16 protein-coding genes and 2 pseudogenes are annotated in these 16,919 nt (G+C 34.4%); 13 read left to right on the top strand and 5 right to left on the bottom strand.

The window, feature by feature from the left end; genetic code table 11:
• Positions 1 to 286: 286 nt before the first annotated feature.
• From plsY to WAX78_RS15240, 5 genes are all read left to right on the top strand, one after another.
• Positions 287 to 919, top strand: a complete 633-nt coding sequence (plsY, locus tag WAX78_RS15260) for a glycerol-3-phosphate 1-O-acyltransferase PlsY (RefSeq protein WP_336481183.1) — start codon at positions 287 to 289, stop codon at positions 917 to 919.
• A gap of 313 nt (positions 920 to 1,232) precedes the next feature.
• Positions 1,233 to 1,679 carry an NUDIX hydrolase gene (locus tag WAX78_RS15255; RefSeq protein ID WP_336481182.1) on the top strand — a complete coding sequence of 149 codons (447 nt, stop codon included), beginning with the start codon at positions 1,233 to 1,235 and terminating at the stop codon, positions 1,677 to 1,679.
• Between the two features lie 303 nt (positions 1,680 to 1,982).
• Complete coding sequence (locus WAX78_RS15250) at positions 1,983 to 2,564, top strand: hypothetical protein (protein ID WP_336481181.1); 582 nt, start codon at positions 1,983 to 1,985, stop codon at positions 2,562 to 2,564.
• 451 nt (positions 2,565 to 3,015) lie between these two features.
• Entirely contained in the window at positions 3,016 to 3,165 is a 150-nt protein-coding gene (locus WAX78_RS15245) for a hypothetical protein (RefSeq protein WP_336481180.1), read from the top strand.
• A gap of 160 nt (positions 3,166 to 3,325) precedes the next feature.
• Positions 3,326 to 3,889 (top strand): GNAT family N-acetyltransferase, encoded by a 564-nt coding sequence (locus WAX78_RS15240; protein WP_336481179.1) that lies wholly within the window; start codon positions 3,326 to 3,328, stop codon positions 3,887 to 3,889.
• A 490-nt stretch (positions 3,890 to 4,379) separates the two neighbouring features.
• On the opposite strand, the gene WAX78_RS15235 is transcribed toward WAX78_RS15240, so the two are convergent.
• The 3 genes and pseudogenes from WAX78_RS15235 to WAX78_RS15225 form a co-directional block, all read right to left on the bottom strand.
• Positions 4,380 to 4,910, bottom strand: a complete 531-nt coding sequence (locus WAX78_RS15235) for a GNAT family N-acetyltransferase (RefSeq protein WP_336481178.1) — start codon at positions 4,908 to 4,910, stop codon at positions 4,380 to 4,382.
• 578 nt (positions 4,911 to 5,488) lie between these two features.
• Positions 5,489 to 6,913 (bottom strand): annotated as a pseudogene (locus tag WAX78_RS15230) (PAS domain-containing sensor histidine kinase); the annotation flags it as partial.
• Between the two features lie 45 nt (positions 6,914 to 6,958).
• Positions 6,959 to 7,321, bottom strand: a pseudogene (locus tag WAX78_RS15225) (PAS domain S-box protein); the annotation flags it as partial.
• Between the two features lie 474 nt (positions 7,322 to 7,795).
• On the opposite strand from WAX78_RS15225, the gene WAX78_RS15220 reads away from it, so the two are divergent.
• Complete coding sequence (locus tag WAX78_RS15220; protein WP_336481177.1) at positions 7,796 to 8,170, top strand: VOC family protein; 375 nt, start codon at positions 7,796 to 7,798, stop codon at positions 8,168 to 8,170.
• Positions 8,171 to 8,202: 32 nt separating this feature from the next.
• Here the strand turns inward: WAX78_RS15220 and WAX78_RS15215 are convergent, their stop codons facing one another.
• Positions 8,203 to 9,012: a YitT family protein gene (locus WAX78_RS15215; RefSeq protein WP_336481176.1), complete on the bottom strand. Its 810-nt coding sequence runs from the start codon at positions 9,010 to 9,012 to the stop codon at positions 8,203 to 8,205.
• Positions 9,013 to 9,178: 166 nt separating this feature from the next.
• Between WAX78_RS15215 and WAX78_RS15210 the strand changes: the two genes are divergently transcribed.
• Genes WAX78_RS15210 through WAX78_RS15200 form a run of 3 tightly spaced genes read left to right on the top strand, consistent with a single transcriptional unit; the run spans position 9,179 to position 10,763 of the window.
• Complete coding sequence (locus tag WAX78_RS15210; RefSeq protein WP_336481175.1) at positions 9,179 to 9,982, top strand: protein phosphatase 2C domain-containing protein; 804 nt, start codon at positions 9,179 to 9,181, stop codon at positions 9,980 to 9,982.
• 11 nt (positions 9,983 to 9,993) lie between these two features.
• On the top strand, positions 9,994 to 10,461 hold the full coding sequence (locus WAX78_RS15205) for a peptidoglycan recognition protein family protein (RefSeq protein ID WP_336481174.1): 468 nt from the start codon (positions 9,994 to 9,996) through the stop codon (positions 10,459 to 10,461).
• Positions 10,462 to 10,517: 56 nt separating this feature from the next.
• Entirely contained in the window at positions 10,518 to 10,763 is a 246-nt protein-coding gene (locus WAX78_RS15200) for a DUF2164 domain-containing protein (RefSeq protein ID WP_336481173.1), read from the top strand.
• A 43-nt stretch (positions 10,764 to 10,806) separates the two neighbouring features.
• Here the strand turns inward: WAX78_RS15200 and WAX78_RS15195 are convergent, their stop codons facing one another.
• Positions 10,807 to 11,610 (bottom strand): GNAT family N-acetyltransferase, encoded by an 804-nt coding sequence (locus WAX78_RS15195; RefSeq protein ID WP_336481171.1) that lies wholly within the window; start codon positions 11,608 to 11,610, stop codon positions 10,807 to 10,809.
• Positions 11,611 to 11,906: 296 nt separating this feature from the next.
• On the opposite strand from WAX78_RS15195, the gene WAX78_RS15190 reads away from it, so the two are divergent.
• The 4 genes from WAX78_RS15190 to WAX78_RS15175 all read left to right on the top strand — a co-directional run bounded on the left by WAX78_RS15190 (position 11,907) and on the right by WAX78_RS15175 (position 16,816).
• Positions 11,907 to 12,920: a S66 family peptidase gene (locus WAX78_RS15190; RefSeq protein ID WP_336481170.1), complete on the top strand. Its 1,014-nt coding sequence runs from the start codon at positions 11,907 to 11,909 to the stop codon at positions 12,918 to 12,920.
• A gap of 24 nt (positions 12,921 to 12,944) precedes the next feature.
• The gene (locus tag WAX78_RS15185) at positions 12,945 to 13,520 is read left to right on the top strand and encodes a GNAT family N-acetyltransferase (protein ID WP_336481169.1); all 576 of its coding nucleotides are present in this window, start codon (positions 12,945 to 12,947) and stop codon (positions 13,518 to 13,520) included.
• A gap of 153 nt (positions 13,521 to 13,673) precedes the next feature.
• Positions 13,674 to 15,101, top strand: a complete 1,428-nt coding sequence (locus WAX78_RS15180; RefSeq protein ID WP_336481168.1) for an amino acid permease — start codon at positions 13,674 to 13,676, stop codon at positions 15,099 to 15,101.
• A gap of 101 nt (positions 15,102 to 15,202) precedes the next feature.
• On the top strand, positions 15,203 to 16,816 hold the full coding sequence (locus WAX78_RS15175) for a long-chain fatty acid--CoA ligase (RefSeq protein ID WP_336481167.1): 1,614 nt from the start codon (positions 15,203 to 15,205) through the stop codon (positions 16,814 to 16,816).
• Positions 16,817 to 16,919: the final 103 nt, after the last annotated feature.

Raw genomic sequence — 16,919 nt, 5'->3', positions numbered from 1 at the left:
TTTAACGAAAATATACGCTAAAGATATGCAGGATTTCATGCAGGCTGCGAGAACGGTTTGAACTGCCAAATGCTGTTGTGACAGGGCTGTATGAAATCCTGCATACAGTGGAGGGAACAGAAGGCTGGTAAACTCTTGGTATGAATGGATTTCTGGGATTTGATTACTGCTGATAATGAGACGTTATGTTAACCGATCATGTATAGGATATTCATAGTTTTCTACATGCTACATTCTGATAAAATGAAATAAAAGAAAATTAGAATAATTTAAAGGGAGAAGAGTGATGATTGATATTTTTAAAATTTTTTCGGCCTTAGCTTTGGGCTACTTTTTAGGCAGCCTTAATACAGCGGTGATTGTAGGGAAAATATACGGAAAGGACATAAGAAACCATGGAAGCAAAAGCGCCGGGCTTACCAATACCCTGAGGGTACTTGGTAAATCTGCTGCAGTATTTGTTCTTGCTGGAGATATATTAAAAGGAATAATTGCTTGTTTTATAGGATTGTTCCTTAGCGTTTACTTTTATTCAGGAGAGGCTAAAGATTGCGTAAGCCTTTTAGCGGCAGGCGCAGGAGTGATTATAGGGCATAACTGGCCGATATATTTTGGTTTTAAAGGGGGCAAAGGAGCACTTACGGGAGTAGCTGTGATGTTTATGATCAACTGGGTTATGGCCATTTTATGCATTTGTTTTTTTGTGATGATAGTAGTTTTTACCCGTTATGTTTCTTTAGGCACAATATGCGCTACAATGCTTTTTGCAGCCATCTCATTTGTTCCAGTTTTCGAGAATACCATATATTTTTATATATTTGCTTTCCTAATGACGTTTATAGTTATTTTCAAGCATAGAGAAAATATAAAAAGGTTACTTTCAGGAACAGAAAATAAACTTATTTTTTCGCGGCGTTGAGCATGTCGTCAAAATGGAAAAAATTTAAAGTTAGTTAACCGTTTAAAACAAGAGACCACATTACAACTTCCAATAATGAGAATTATGTGAACACGAAAGTCCCCCAGTTAAACAATCTGGAGGACTTTTAATAGGCTTCTAAATACATTGAATCCCGATAATGATACGTTATGTTAACCGAGCATGTATAGGGTATTCATCTTATGTTGTTCCATTAAAGAACCAGTTTAATTCAGTAAGAAGGAAAATTTATTAGATAAAGAGAAATACAAGTTCGTTGGCAATCGAGTAAGTTAAGGAGATCATATTTATAATGAATACTACGAAAACCACAGGGTGCTTTACTATTGTTGATAATAATGAAGGCAAAATATTGCTAGTTAAACGAAATGATTATCCTATCTGGGATTTGCCTGGGGGAAGATTAGAAGAGAATGAACAGTTAGATAAGTGTGCTATAAGAGAAACTAAAGAAGAAACTGGCTATATAATTGCTATTGAACGTAAAATAGGAGAATATCATCAACCTCAATACGATGATATGCAACATATATTTTCAGGAAAATTACTAGGGGGAGAACCAATAAATAATGGACCTGAAACTGCAAAAATTGGGTGGTTTAATCCTAGTAGATTACCTTTGTTAATGGTTCCAAATAGAAGAAAACAGATCAATAATTTTATGAAACACAAAAATTCACTAATAAAAGAGACATTAAAGACACCATTTATGATAAGGTTATTGAAAAAAATTATATGAGATGGTTATTGAATTAACTAGTGCTTTTCTTAAGTAAGGATCAGTTCTTAATTTCTTGTATCTATCAAAAAAGATAATTTTCGCTTCCGATTTCGAGCTTTATGTGAACACAAAAGTCCCCCAGTTAAACAATCTGGAGGACTTTTAATAGTCTTCTAAATACATTGAATCCCGATAATGATACGTTATGTCAACCGAGTATGTATAGAATATACATCAAAAAAATGTACGACTTATTCTAATTCCTTCATGATAGAATGTAATGAATCCATATTTTTACAAACTATAGGGAGGGGAAAATTTTTGTATAAAAGACTTAGAAAACATCTTATATTAGGTTCCCTAATTTTTATCATTAGTGGCTGTTCGATTTCAAAAGGGTACGGCACACAGCAAGAAGCCTTAAAACAAGAATTAAAACCAACAAGTAATACAGAAACAAATAAATATCATGCTTTAGAGCGTATTATAAAGATAGATGGAAAAATAGCTTTTTTTGTTACACCTGATAATTACATTTCAATAGCGGATTTAGAAATGAAAAATGGAAAATGGACTGTTAGTGGGACAACAGGAGGAGAAAATGTAAGTGAGTTAGAAATACAAGATTCTGGTATATCACCTACTTTTGGAGTTTCAAATGGGAAAGTTATTTCTGGTTATCTTAAAAATCCATCTATTAGCGAGGTATCTTATGAATCTACTTCGGGACATATAATAAATTTAGATAAATACTTACCTAACGAATCAAAGTATAAAGGATGGAGTTTATGGTACATAATCCTTCCTAATAAATTAGACGATGTCCCAGAATCATTAGATTTTATTAGGACTGCTTTAGAGTTTAAAGATATAAACGGAACTATTATAAAATATAAAAACTGATCATCTAAAAACAACTTCTGATAACGAGAATTATGTAAATGAGCTGTCCAAATGGATAGCTTATTTTATTTTTTGCTTAGCGTGCTTTTTTCCAAAATGCTGGCGGTACCCCATGCCCATCAAGCTAAAATTTTATAGTACCCCCAGAACGAAATTTTGTACTAACTTGTAACAAAAAAGCTCATTTTTTCGTTTTGGGGTATTTGCTTTTCTTAACTTGATGGCGATGTGATGCTACCCCATTATGCAAAAGATAAAAATTGGAAGCCAATAGATGAAAAATAATAATTCCTTATTCAACTAACGCATGCATTAGTTGAACAACTTAAGGCTGCTTCGGTAGCCATTTTTTGTACCAACTGGCAGTTTAGTTTTCAATATGTGAAAAGGGGTTTCTAAGTGATTAATTGAATATATATTTATTGTTTACTAATTTTTGGGAGGTCCCTTTATGGGAGATAAGCTTTACTGTATTGCTGTATATCAAGTTCTTAATGAAGAAAGACTAGGAGATTCGAACGGTTCTATAATAACTTATAGTGATGCTGTGACGGGATCTCCTGTTAGTGAGATAGGGTATTTTTTAATTTATTTATTATAGTAACGTACCCGAAGAGGTTGATATGGGACATATCAACAAACTAGGTGGTACCACGAAATTGCAACTCTCGTCCTCAAGAATTATTTCTTTGGGGTGAAAGTTTTTTTATTATATAAGTTTCATTATGTCATAATTTAAAGTTTTCGAGAGGAGAAATTATATGAATCCTATTTTATTAGATGTTCCGCTACAAATAGAAACAGACAGACTAATTCTTCGAGCACCACTTCAAGCTGGTGACGGGAATGTCGTAAACCAAGCTATTAAGGATTCAATTAGTGAGTTAAAGCCATGGTTGCTTTTATACCAGTCAATGCCTACTGTTGAAGAAACGGAAATTATCCTGAGAAATGCCCATATAGATTTTTTGAAAAGAGAAAGCTTTCGCTATCTTATTTATCATAAGGGTACTAATGATTTTATTGGAACTGCTAGCCTTCACGGAATTAATTGGAAGATTTCTAAATGTGAAATTGGATACTGGATTAACACGCAATTTAGTGGCAATGGATATATGACAGAAGCAGTAAGTGAGTTAACAAACCTTGGATTTCAGTTATTCAAATTTAGAAGGATTGAAATACGATGTGAATCTAATAACACTAAAAGTCGTACGATCCCTGAAAAACTAGGTTTTGAGCTTGAAGGGATATTACGTAATGAAGATCTTTCAGCTGACGGTAAAAAACTAACTGATACCTGCATCTATGCAAAGGTAAATTAGATTAAAATTTTAAAATTCCTTGTACAACTAAAGCATGCGATAGTTGTACAACATATCTTAAGGTCGGTTTCCAAATTTGGAAGGCGGCTTTTTTGATTTTTTATAACGAACGGTTTCATAACTTTTAAGGGGTCAAACGGCATACCCATCAAGCTAAGGTTTTAAAGTACCCCCTAAATGGAAATTTTGTATTTTATAGCACCGAAGTTTGATTTTATCGTTTTGGGGGTAACTTGTTTTCTTAAGTTGATGGGCATGTGAAGCTACCCCTAATAACCCTGATAACCGAACAAAAAGAAAGAGCGTGTTTTGAAAAAAGTTTAATCAAAACACGCTCTTAAAGTATTCTAACATAGCACTCTTTTATAAAAAAATTTAATCATTTTTTATTCAGCTGAGGCACCCGTTAATTGAACACGGTTTTTCCATTCAATTGATCAACATTGTACTGATACCGTAACTAAGAGCCATCACTATAAAATGATGACTCTTAGTTATTTTTTTTAAGGAACTTATTTCGGACAAATCTCCAAAAGTATAATTCATCTGTTTCTTTATACATTTCCGCCCCTGATTTTTCTAATACCCTGTGCGATGGAATATTATCTTTAGCAGTATCAGCAATAACGTACATAACATCAGACTGATTTAACAACCAGTTTTTCATATTATTAATCGTTTCCGTCATATATCCGTTTCCTTGATATTCAGGAAGAGTATAGTAACCAATTACTACTTCACCATTTTCATTTGGAAGACCTTTTAACATTATCCCCCCAACATTACGGTTTTTATCTTTCGACACAATTAACCAATTGGTATGCCATATATAATTCCCCTCATCAGCTAACAGCTTTGAAAGCCTTATTTCCATAGCTTGTTTAAGTTCTAGGCTAAGAAATCTATCTGATTTACTTAAAGATAACCTTAGTTCCATTTTCTTTGGGTTATCAATTAGTAATTTCAGATTTTCTGCACTCAGAGGAATTAGTCTTAATCTTTCGGTGTTTAATTCAATCATTATTACACTCCTATCATAATTTGTACGCCACTTTAAATAGGCAAAAACAAATTTTAAAATAGGTATATGTTATTGGCAGCTACCCCCATTATATGTAATCGAAAATAAAGGAAGCATCACACTTTGCAATCCATTATTACAGGTTATTTAAGTTTATCATTCCAAAAATATCCTGTAAATTCTTTCGAAAAACGTAAAATGACTTTTCTACTGACTGTTGTCCGTCTTCAAGTAACTTACACCGTTAGTTCAATAAGAAAAAAACCGAAATCACAGATAGATTTCGGTTTATCATTTTTATAAACGCTTGAACTTTGTTTTAAATCCACAAATTATTCTGCTTGTATCTATCTTCTTCTTTTATTCTTATATAATGTGTAACATTATATATTTGTTCTTGTTGAAACAAATATTGATTCAAATTTCTTGAATCTAAATAAAAGTATCGTTTCTGTTTTCTTTTCTTATTTTATCCCGCTATTCGCGGGCAGTAAGACTCCCACCTCAAGATTGAGAGAGAAGCGAGGAAGATAGATAGGGGATAGCTGCTGGCATGTGCCTGATTGGTTAGTTTCATTTTATTTCGTTTTTGCTTCGGAAATGATAGGTAACCGAATATCTACAGTTGTTCCCTTGTTTAATTCACTTGTAATTTGTAATTTTCCATTATGCTCTTCAATTATCTTATAACACATCATTAAACCTAATCCAGTTCCTTTTTCTTTTAAACTATAGAAAGGTTCACCTAAACGTGAAATGCGATCTTGTGGAATGCCGCAGCCTTCATCCGTAATGCTGATTAATATAGAATGATTTTCTATCTGTATTGTTCGAATGAAAATATTACCCCCGTGAGGCATTGCTTCTATCGCGTTTTTTAAGATATTGATGAATACTTGTTTGAGTTGATTTCCATCACAAGGAATTGCTGGCAAAACAGAGCCGTGATCCATATTGATATGTGTATTATGCATGATTGCTGTTGGTAAAATAAATGTTACTACTTCTTCAATTAACGTTTGAATTTGACAAGATTTTATAGATATAGCTTGTGGCTTAGACATTGCCATAAACTGATTTGTAATCGATTCCATTTGAGTAATTTCACTTAACATGACATCAACATACCATTTGTTCTTTTCAATAATATCGGGTTCTAACAATTTCAAAAATCCTTTTAAAGAAGTTAATGGATTTCGTATTTCATGAGCAATTCCAGCCGTTAGTTGCCCAACAACTGCTAGTTTCTCAGATTTTCTCAATAGTTCTTCTGTTTTCTTCAAATCTGTAACATCCTGCCCCATAATGACGATTCCTTTTGGGGACCCATCAGGATGAAAAAGAGGTACTTTTATAATATCGAGAATAAGGGGAGTGGAACTAGAATGCATAATAATTTCTTCACCACGTATGCTTTCTTTTTTCTCCCATGCAAATTCATCAGATTTTTCACAGTATAAAAAGGAGTTACGATATAGTTCATTATATTGGATTAACTCACTATCTTTTTTGCCGCGATATGGCACATTTTTAAAATTTAAACTAGAAATAGCATAATCATTTGCTTCAAGCCATCTTCCTTCTGCATCTTTCAAAAGGATAAACGCTGGCATTGCATTTATAAGAGTCCGTAAACGTTTTTCACTCTCTTTTAATGCGTGTTCCATTTTTTTACGCTCTGTAATATCTCTTAAACTACTTACGAACGCTACTACTTCTCCGTAAGTATTTACAATAGGAGAGATAAAATTACTTACATTAATTAAATTCCCGCTTTTGTGCTTTCTAAGTGTTTCTTGTGATGTGAAAAGTTTGTTATTAGCAAGTTCTTGATAGATTTTGTTGTATTTCTCTTTTGAAAAGTCTGGAATAGTGGGTATTGTTTCTCCGAGCATTTCTTGTTCAGTCCAGCCAAATAGAGTTTCAAAAGCTTTATTTGCTTTAATTACTCGAAGTTTTAAATCAAGAACAACAATGGCATCTACTGTATTTTTTAGAAGTGAGTCTAGTTGTTGTTTTGTTAATGTAGCATCTTTTTTTATTTGTTTTATTTTCATGATGTCTTTCATTATTACATATGTGCCGACTATCTTATGACCTGCAAAAATTGGTGAACCTTTCAAAATTATTTCTACGGGGTGACCGTTTTTATGTATCATAGATAATTTATATTCTTGCTGTTTTCTATTCATTATATTTTTTAAGGATTGTAAATTTTGTTCTGTATGTTGTGGAGTAATGAAAGAATAGATTGTCATCTTTTCAAATTCTTTAGCTGTATATCCTAGCATTCTTTCTGCTGCAGGATTGGCACATAATATATTACCTTGTAAATCGACAGATAAGATACCATCGGGATTATATTTGAAAAGAGATGTGCAATGCTCTGTTGCATTTATACATTCTGTCATTTTATTTTTTGTAATAATAGAGCGTCTTTTTGGATGTATACTTTTTTTAAAAGACGTAAACCGTTTCCCTCGCATTCATTATTCCCCCGGATAAATATTCTGTATATATATGATGATTTTAGATAGCTGATTTACTGTTTTATATGTTTTGTTTTAAATATTTAATATTTCTAATGTTATATCCTTTAAGAGTATAGACATGCTAAGTATGAATAGTCAATTTCAATTGTATATTTCTAAATTATAAGTTTTATTTTCTGAAAACGGTTAGTAAGTCTTTCTCTTTAAGATTCTGAGAAAACAAAGAAGATAGGCAAGGAATAATTACCTGTAATCGCTCTATTGATAGGTTCACTTCATAACTGAAAATATCAGATGTTCTTTCGTTTTTCTTATACATCTTCATAATAAGTATGTAAGTTATTTATAAAATCTCCTTTGATATAATAAGGATAGGAAAGGGGAGGGAATATTATGACGTTTAAGATTCAAGGGATTGATCATGTACAATTAGCGGCACCAGCAGGATGCGAAGAAAAAGCAAGAGCATTTTATGGAGAAATACTCGGATTAGAAGAGCTTCCAAAACCAGAAGAATTAAAAAAGCGAGGAGGCTGTTGGTTTCTTTGTGGAAATCAAGAGATTCACATTGGAGTAGAACAAAATTTTTCTCCTGCCAAAAAAGCTCATCCTGCTTTTTTTGTTCAGCACATTGAACATTTTCAAGATGATTTAACGCAAAAAGGGGTTTCTGTTATAGTCGATACGGCACGCCCTGATGTTACAAGATTTTATGTATCAGATCCATTTGGAAACCGTATTGAATTTATGGAACGAAAAGTGTTGTAAAAAAGCGAGATGGATAATATTCCATCTCGCTTTTAACCTCTTCTAAATAACCCTAATACTTCGACTGTTTCTGTAATGTTTACAAACGCTTGCGGATCAACTTCAGAAATTATAGATTTCATTCCAGCTAGTTCTTCTCGAGAAATTACGGTCATTAATACGTGTTTTTTCTCATTTGAGTATGCACCTTCTCCGTCGAGTAAGGTAATCCCGCGCACAAGACTGGAAAGGAGCTTTTCTTTCATTTTTTCTGCGTGACTTGTTACAATCATTAGAGTAATTTTTCGATGTTTTGTGTGAACCGCATCAATTACTTTTCCTGTAACAAAAATAGATAATAAACTGTTTAAGGCAGTATCCCAATCGAAGAAAAATCCAGAAATAATGATTACAATCGTATTAAGTGCGATTAAGAATCCGCCAAGCTGAATATCTTTTTTACGTGAAAGTAACATACCGATAACATCAAATCCGCCTGTTGAACCATAGCAGTTGAAAACAAGTCCAATACCTGCCCCGGCAATTACACCGCCAAATAACGAAGAAAGTAGTGCATCGGTTGCCACTGCATGCACAGGAATAGCATATAAAGCTGCCGAAAGTGTGATAACTGATACGATTGTGTAACCGATAAATCGTTTTCCAAGTCCAATATACCCTAAAATAAGAATAGGTAAGTTCAATAAAAAGTTTACTATTCCAGTATTAAATGGGGTTAAGATTCCAATGATAATTGCAATTCCACTAATCCCACTGCTTAAAATCTTGTGGGGGATAAGGAAAAGATTAAAAGAAAGTCCTACAACTAAAGAACCTAAAATCACTCCAAGTAATCGATACATATCTTTCCCGTCCTTCACTAAAAATGCTTTACATACAAACTCATATTAATTCAAAATTATATATGAGTTTGTAAGATTTGAGGAAAAACAGTTTATTTAGGGAAATTAGATTAGTTAGAAAAATGGAAGCGATTTCTTTTCTTGAAAAAGGGGGAGGAAGATAAATATGGAAATTCAAGTGTTTCAGCAAAAGAGTCCGTTGAAAAGAGAATGTGAAGATGCACTGATTTGTAATGAAGGTTTAAAGTTATACGGTGTGTGTGATGGAGCGACGCCACTTATTGAGTTTCAAGATGAGAATGGGCATAACGGAGCATACTTAGCTTCGCATTTGTTTCAGCAATACTTTGAATCTATTTCAGGTGTGGATTCATTGCGAAATGAAGTTGTTAAAGCAAATCAGTTGTTGCAAAAAAAAATGCAATCTTATCATATTGATACAACAAAAAAAGATCAACTTTGGTGTACGTGTATTGCCGCTATTCATATGACAGATAAAACAATGGAATATGCACAACTTGGAGATTGTATGATTGTTGCTAAATTTATTGATGGAACAGTTCAAGTACTTACGAAAGACACTGTGAAAGGAATTAGTAAAAGGGCAAAGCAAAAGCGTGAAGAAGATCGCCAAAAAGGACTTTCTGTTCCAAGTGAAGCGATATTTGATGATAGAAAGGAGCGATTAAGCTACAATCGTTATATGGCAAATATTCCAAATGGATATTCTGTTGCAAATGGAATGAGTGAAGTAGCCTCGTATATTCAGCAAGGAAAACTTTTGCGACAAGAAATTTCAGATTTATTTATTTGTTCAGATGGTTTGTTTCATCCAAAGTGGCAGCTAGAAAAAAGTGCACAATTTGTGTGGGAACATGGTATTACACAATACGTACAAATAATAGAGGAATTAGAAGCGAAACAATTTGTTCGTCCAGATGATAAAACAGCAATTATCATAAGTCTGTAAAGGGTGAGACTATGCGTATTCAGAAAGCGAATCTCTCTTTTCGCGATCCGCTGCAACCATTGCAAGCTGTTACAAAAATTATTATTCATCATACAGCGGAAAATGGATGGGATATATATAAAACACATGATTTTCATCAAAATAATCGAGGTTGGAGTGGAATTGGCTACAATTATTTTCTTGAAGAAGATGGTACTATTTATGAAGGACGAGGACTATATATAGGGGCTCACGCGAAAGGATATAATACTGAGAGTATAGGGATTTGCATGTCAGGGAATTTCGACGACTATGATCCAACACCAGTACAAATGGTTTCTTTGCATTGGCTATGTAAACAGTTAATGGGTCAGTTTTCTTTGTATAGTGATCAGGTTCTTGGACATCGTGAATTAGATGGGGTAACGAAAACGTGCCCTGGAACACGTTTTTCAATGACAGAATTGCGCAGCATTCTATTCCGCATTAACAGGCAGTAAGACCTCCACTGATGGAAGTTTCACTTTATCCAATAATGAAAAAGGAGATTTATAGAATGACTTTTATGAAATTACCAAATGAGAAAAAAGAAACACTTGTAGAACATATTCAACAGTTTTTTGAAGAGGAAGGGCTAGAAGAGATTGGTCGTTTTCAAGCGGAGCGTTTAATTGAAGAAATGATAAAAGAACTAGGACCGCATATATATAATCAAGCAATAGGGGACGCTAGAAAGCTTGTCGCAGATAAACTTACGAATTTAGAAGAAGATTTATATGTATTAGAAAAAATGATTAAGTAACAAGTTTATACAAAGGAAAGAGGCTAACTCACAGTCTAGTGAGTTAGCCTCTTTTCATCCAAATTGCTTTCGTATAAGCAATTTTCATTCCAGTTCGTTCCATATTATTTTGGCTAATGCTTCCGAAGCGTGCTTGTCCAACGACTAATTCGCAGCCTAATTGTTTGGCTACATTCATTCGTTGCTTAAGTAAAGCGGTTTGACAGCCTTTTCCTTGTAAATGAGGTAAAGTAGCTGAAGCTGCTAGAGAAGCAATGCCTTTGTTAGCATATAAAACACCAATTGCAGCTGGAGTGTTTTCAAGAAGCGCTAAATAGAAATTCCAGCCTTCTTTCCCATGTAACACTTTGTTATTTTGACTAACGCCATCTATGGTGAAAGTAGGCATACCAAAGCTTTTTACATAAATATCTCCGAAGTGGTGAAACTCATATTCTTCTAAATCTCGAACAATGATTTCATTTGAAATAGTATTTTTTGTTACATCTCCATAAAGAGTGGTATGAAAGTCTGTTTGATAAAACCCTTTTTGGGACAAATACTCAAATAGTTCAGGTGTTGAATGAGCGGGAGTTATTTCAAAGCGACAAGGAATTTCTTGTTTTTTGTAGTAATCGATTACCTCATCTATTTCCTTTTTATCAGTAAATGTTACACCTTTTACGGTATTGAAAGAAGGTCCTGGGATTCCTTTTGCTGAAAAGGCCATTGCACTTCCAAAAGTTTGGATATCGATTCCCATTGGGTTATTTTCTTGTTCTTGAAGGATTTTCAATCTTGAATACATCGTATCTATTTCAGATTGTTCTAATCGTTTTGCTAACTCTACATTCATAACATGTTTCATATTTTTATTTATTCACCTTTCCTGGTCATTTGGAAGTTTTTTATTATTACTTAATACGACATATTTTTCCTGCTTCCTTTTTAATTGTTAGACTTTGTTATTAGCGTTTGAATATATAAGTGATTGATTATATTCAAAATGTGAATGTTATATTGTTCCGAATTAAGCTTATGAATAGGTTATTCACGAGTAAGAAACATTTATTTGACACGGTTTCGATTGCTTGAAATGAAGGATTTTAATGGTAGTCCAACGAATGTGAATCTAGATATATAGAAAAGGATGGGGAAATACATATGATAAAATATCCGTTTTTACCAAAAGGGGCAACGATTGGTGTAACAGCACCTTCGTCTGGGGTAGATGTAGCACTACATAATATGTTTAAACAGTCTTGTGAAAGTGTAGAAAGAAAAGGTTATACAGTCGTTTGCGGAGAAACAGTTTGGACACAGGAGAAGGCTAAGTCCTCTAGTGCGAAAAAGAGAGCAAATGAATTTATTGAAATGATGCAAGACGAGAACATTGATATGATCATTCCTCCTTGGGGCGGTGAACTATTAATTGAAATACTAGAAGAGATTGATTTTGAAAAAATAAACAAGAAATGGGTACTAGGGTACTCAGACACAAGTACTTTATTATTAGCGATAACTTTAAATACAGGAATAGCGACTGCTCACGGAACAAATTTAGTAGATTTAAGAGGCGAATACTCCGATGATACAACAGCGATGTGGCAAACTGTCTTATCAACGGAAACAGGCGCTTCAATTATCCAATACTCCTCAGAGAAATATCAAAAGAAATGGCAGCATAATAATCCATCTCCGTGTGTTTTTCATTTAACAGAAGATACAAATTGGAAAACAATTTCGAATGAAAATGTGAAAATTACAGGTCGATTGCTAGGTGGGTGTATCGATGTTGTTAGACATCTCATTGGCACTCCATTTGGTAGAGTGCAAGAGTTTAGAAAGAAACATTGTAATGATGATCCTTTCATTTGGTATTTTGAAAACTGCGAGTTAACTACTACTGATTTACGACGTTCATTAGTTCAAATGAAACTAGCAGGTTGGTTTGATAATTGTTCAGGTATCTTATTTGGTCGCAGTGCTGCAAACCATCCAGTCAATGATTATACTGCCGAAGATGTATATAAAGAACTTACTGATGAACTTCAAATTCCAATTATTTATGATGTAGACTGTGGTCATATGCCTCCGCAAATTACATTTATAAACGGAGCATTTGCAGAAATTGAAGTTGCAGATAGTAAAGGAGTAATTATACAGTACTTTAGGTAGCGATGTGGGGAGGAAATGAAGTGAATGGAATATAAAAATATTGCGGAAAAGTATCCAACACTCATTACAGAACGATTACGTTTAAGACCGTTAAGAATAGAAGATGCTGCTGATGTATTTGAATATGCTTCAGATCCAGAAATCACAACCTATACGGTATGGTATCCACATGAAAAACTACAGGATTCACAAATGTTCATTCAATCAATCCTACATCAATATGAAAAAGAAGAGGTTGCAGCTTACGGAATAGAGTTGAAAAAGGAAAAGAAAATTATTGGAACGTGCGGTTTTATCGAATATGACAAGAATCATCACAAGGCAGAATTGGCATATGCATTATCGAAAAACTATTGGCGACAAGGATTCGCGACGGAAGCAGCAAAAGCATTTATATGCTATGGATTTGAAACATTACAGTTAAACCGTATTGAAGCAAGGTGTCATGCTAGTAATGTTCAATCAGAACGAGTGATGAAACGTTTAGGAATGCAATATGAGAGAACGTTTCGAAAAGATATGTTTGTGAAAGGGGCATATCGAGATACGAAAATGTATGCTATTTTGCGAGATGAATACAATACCAAAACGGAGGAGTAAGCTCTATATTACTCTTCCTTTTGTTTTTAAAGGTGAAGACAAGAAAAAAATGTATAAATATTTATCTAAATTTTCTAAAAATATTGACAAATAAACCATTCTATTTTTATACTTATCTAAATTTGTACTAATTAGTAGGAATGGAGGGGCTATATGGAGAAGGAAGAAGCGCATTTTCAAGAAATTATAGAAAGAGAGAAAGGCTTGCAGCGTGGACTATCTACGAGGCAGCTGTCTATGATTGCAATCGGCGGAGCAATTGGAACAGGTTTATTTTTAGGAAGTGGGATGGCTATTGGCTTGGCTGGTCCTAGCGTAATACTTAGTTATGGGATTGGAGCCATTATTGCTTTTTTATTAATGGGGTGTCTAGCAGAAATGACAGTAGCGCACCCTACTTCTGGGTCATTTGGAGCATATGCTGAACATTATATAGGTCCCTGGGCAGGTTTTACTGTGCGCTATGCATATTGGGCAAGTATTGTAGTGGCGGTCGGAACTGAAGTAACAGCGGTTTCAGTGTATATGAAATATTGGTTTCCTACTGCCCCTGGTTGGATGTGGGTTATTCTCTTTTCAGCGTTACTTATTTTTGTGAATGCCACTAGTGTAAGTTTATTTGGAACGATTGAATATTGGTTTTCAATGATTAAGATAGTAGCTATTGTTGGTTTTATTCTTTTAAGTGCTTACGTTGTATTTGGTACTAATACGAATCCGGAAATAGGAATTCAAAATTATACAAATGCCGGTGGATTTTTACCAAATGGTTGGTGGGGCATGTGGGTTGCGGTTTGTGTAGCTTTATTTAGTTATTTAAGCATTGAAATGATTGCTGTAACCGCTGGCGAAGCAAAGAATCCAGAGAAAGCAGTTCCTAAAGCACTTCGTTCAACCATTTATCGATTAATTATTTTTTATATTTTAACATTAGCTTTCATGTTAATGATTGTTCCTTGGAAAGCTGCTGGTGTTGATAAGAGTCCTTTTGTTAAAGTAATGGAGTTATTAAATATTCCAGGTGCATCTGGCATTATGAATTTTGTTGTTTTAATCGCAGCTTTGTCTTCAATGAATAGTCAATTATATATTACAACTCGAATGATGTTTTCGCTATCTAGAGCTGGTTATGCACCGGCAAGGTTTGGTCAACTAAGCAAGAGGGGAGTTCCTGTTTCAGCTTTGTTCTTCTCAACAATTGGTATTGCGCTGGCAACAATTTTAACAATTGTCTCACCGAATCAAGCATTCATGCTCATGATGGGGATTTCAATGTTCGGAGCTATGTTTACATGGATGATGATCTTTATTATTCATTTATATTTTCGAAAGAAGTGGGTTGCATCCGGAGGAAGGGATTTACCAGTTCGTATGTGGGGATACCCATATTTAACTACATTAGGAGCCGTATTAATGTTTGCAATTTTAATAACCACTTGGTTTACTGACATGTTTAAATCAACACTTACAACGGGTATTCCGTTTTTACTTGTAGTAACAATAGGGTATTTTGTTTGGAAAAAAGCAAATGAAAGAAAAGTATTAGTGAAAAAAGATGGAGTGTCTGATCATGTAAAGTAACAAGTAAATAATAATAAGTTGCGGCTGTTATTTTTTATAATTGTTTCGTTATGAAGTTGTTCAAAAAAATGAAAGCGTTTTTATAAAGGGGGACAAAAAACATGATGATGGATGTACCGTTAACAATTAGCTCAATGATAGAAAGGGCAGAGAAGTTATTTGCAAAGAAAGAAATTATTTCTCGTACACATAGTACAATTACACGCCTAACGTATAAGGAACTAGGGGGGCGAACGAGACGTTTGTCTAGTGCATTGCAAAAGCTAGGTGTAAAGCAAGGAGAACGAGTGGGCACACTGGCGTGGAATCATCATCGTCATGTAGAAGCATATTTTGCGATTCCTAGTATTGGAGCTGTACTGCACACAATTAACATTCGCTTATCTTCTCAACATATTTCTTATATTATCCAACATGCAGAAGACCGCGTTTTACTGATTGATGAAGATATTGTACCGCTTGTTGAGAGTATTCAAGAGGAATTATCAACTGTACAAGCTTATATCATCATGACCGATAAAAAAGAGCTTCCAGAAACTTCACTTCAACCTGCATACCACTATGAACAACTTCTTGAAGAAGGAAATCCTAATTTTCCGTTTTTAAAAGATATCGATGAAAATATGCCAGCTGGTATGTGCTATACATCAGCTACAACAGGTAATCCGAAAGGTGTCGTTTATACACATCGCAGTACTGTTTTGCATAGTATGTCGCTTGGACTTGCAGATACAACGGCACTTTCTGAAAGTGATGTTGCTATGCCGGTTGTTCCTATGTTTCATGTAAACGCTTGGGGATTACCATTTGCAGCAACATGGTTTGGATCAAAGCAAGTTCTTCCTGGACCGATGTTTACACCGAAGATTTTATTAGAAATGATGCAGGAAGAAAAAGTAACAATAGCAGCTGGTGTCCCAACAATTTGGCTTGGTGTTCTGCAAGAATTAGAAAAGAATCGTTATGATCTATCAAATATAAAACGAATTTTATGCGGCGGTGCAGCTGCACCGAAAAGTGTCATTGCCGCATTCGAACAAAAATATAATGTCCCATTTGTGCATGCATATGGGATGACAGAAACAAGCCCACTGGTCACACTTGCACGTTTAAAAAGTTATGAACGTGAATTACCATATGAAGAACAGCTTACGATTCGTGCGAAGCAAGGTTATTTAGTACCTGGTGTTGAAATGAAAGTTATTGGGGAAAACGGAGATGTAGCATGGGACGGACAAGAAATGGGTGAGCTATGTCTGCGTGCTCCGTGGATTGCGGCAAGTTATTATAGAGATGAACGAACAGCAGAGGGGTTTCGAGATGGGTGGTTATATACAGGAGATGTCGTTACGGTTGATGAAGAAGGATGTATTAAAATTGTGGATCGAACGAAAGATGTGATTAAAAGCGGGGGAGAATGGATTTCATCTGTTGACTTAGAAAATGCCTTGATGGCGCATGAAGCAATATTTGAAGCAGCTGTTGTTGCAGTACCGCATAAACAGTGGCAAGAACGTCCTGTTGCATGCATTGTCGTAAAACAAGGTAAGTCTGTTACAAAAGAAGAATTATATGACTTTTTAAAACCACAATTTGCAAAATGGTGGCTACCAGATGAGATTGTCTTTCTGAAGGAAATTCCGAAAACTTCAGTCGGAAAGTTTTTAAAGCAAGCACTTCGAAAAGAATTGGAGCAATATTATATAGAAGGTTGAAAGTAAATGTTAACTATATTTATATTATAGTTGACAATTTGAGAGGGGAAAGGTAACATATCACATGTGATATGTTACCTTATTTTAATTTATAGTTTACAAA

Origin of the sequence: Bacillus yunxiaonensis (assembly GCF_037104695.1) — a bacterium.
Lineage (GTDB): Bacteria > Bacillota > Bacilli > Bacillales > Bacillaceae_G > Bacillus_A > Bacillus_A yunxiaonensis.
This window is presented reverse-complemented; position numbering and strand designations above follow the sequence as displayed.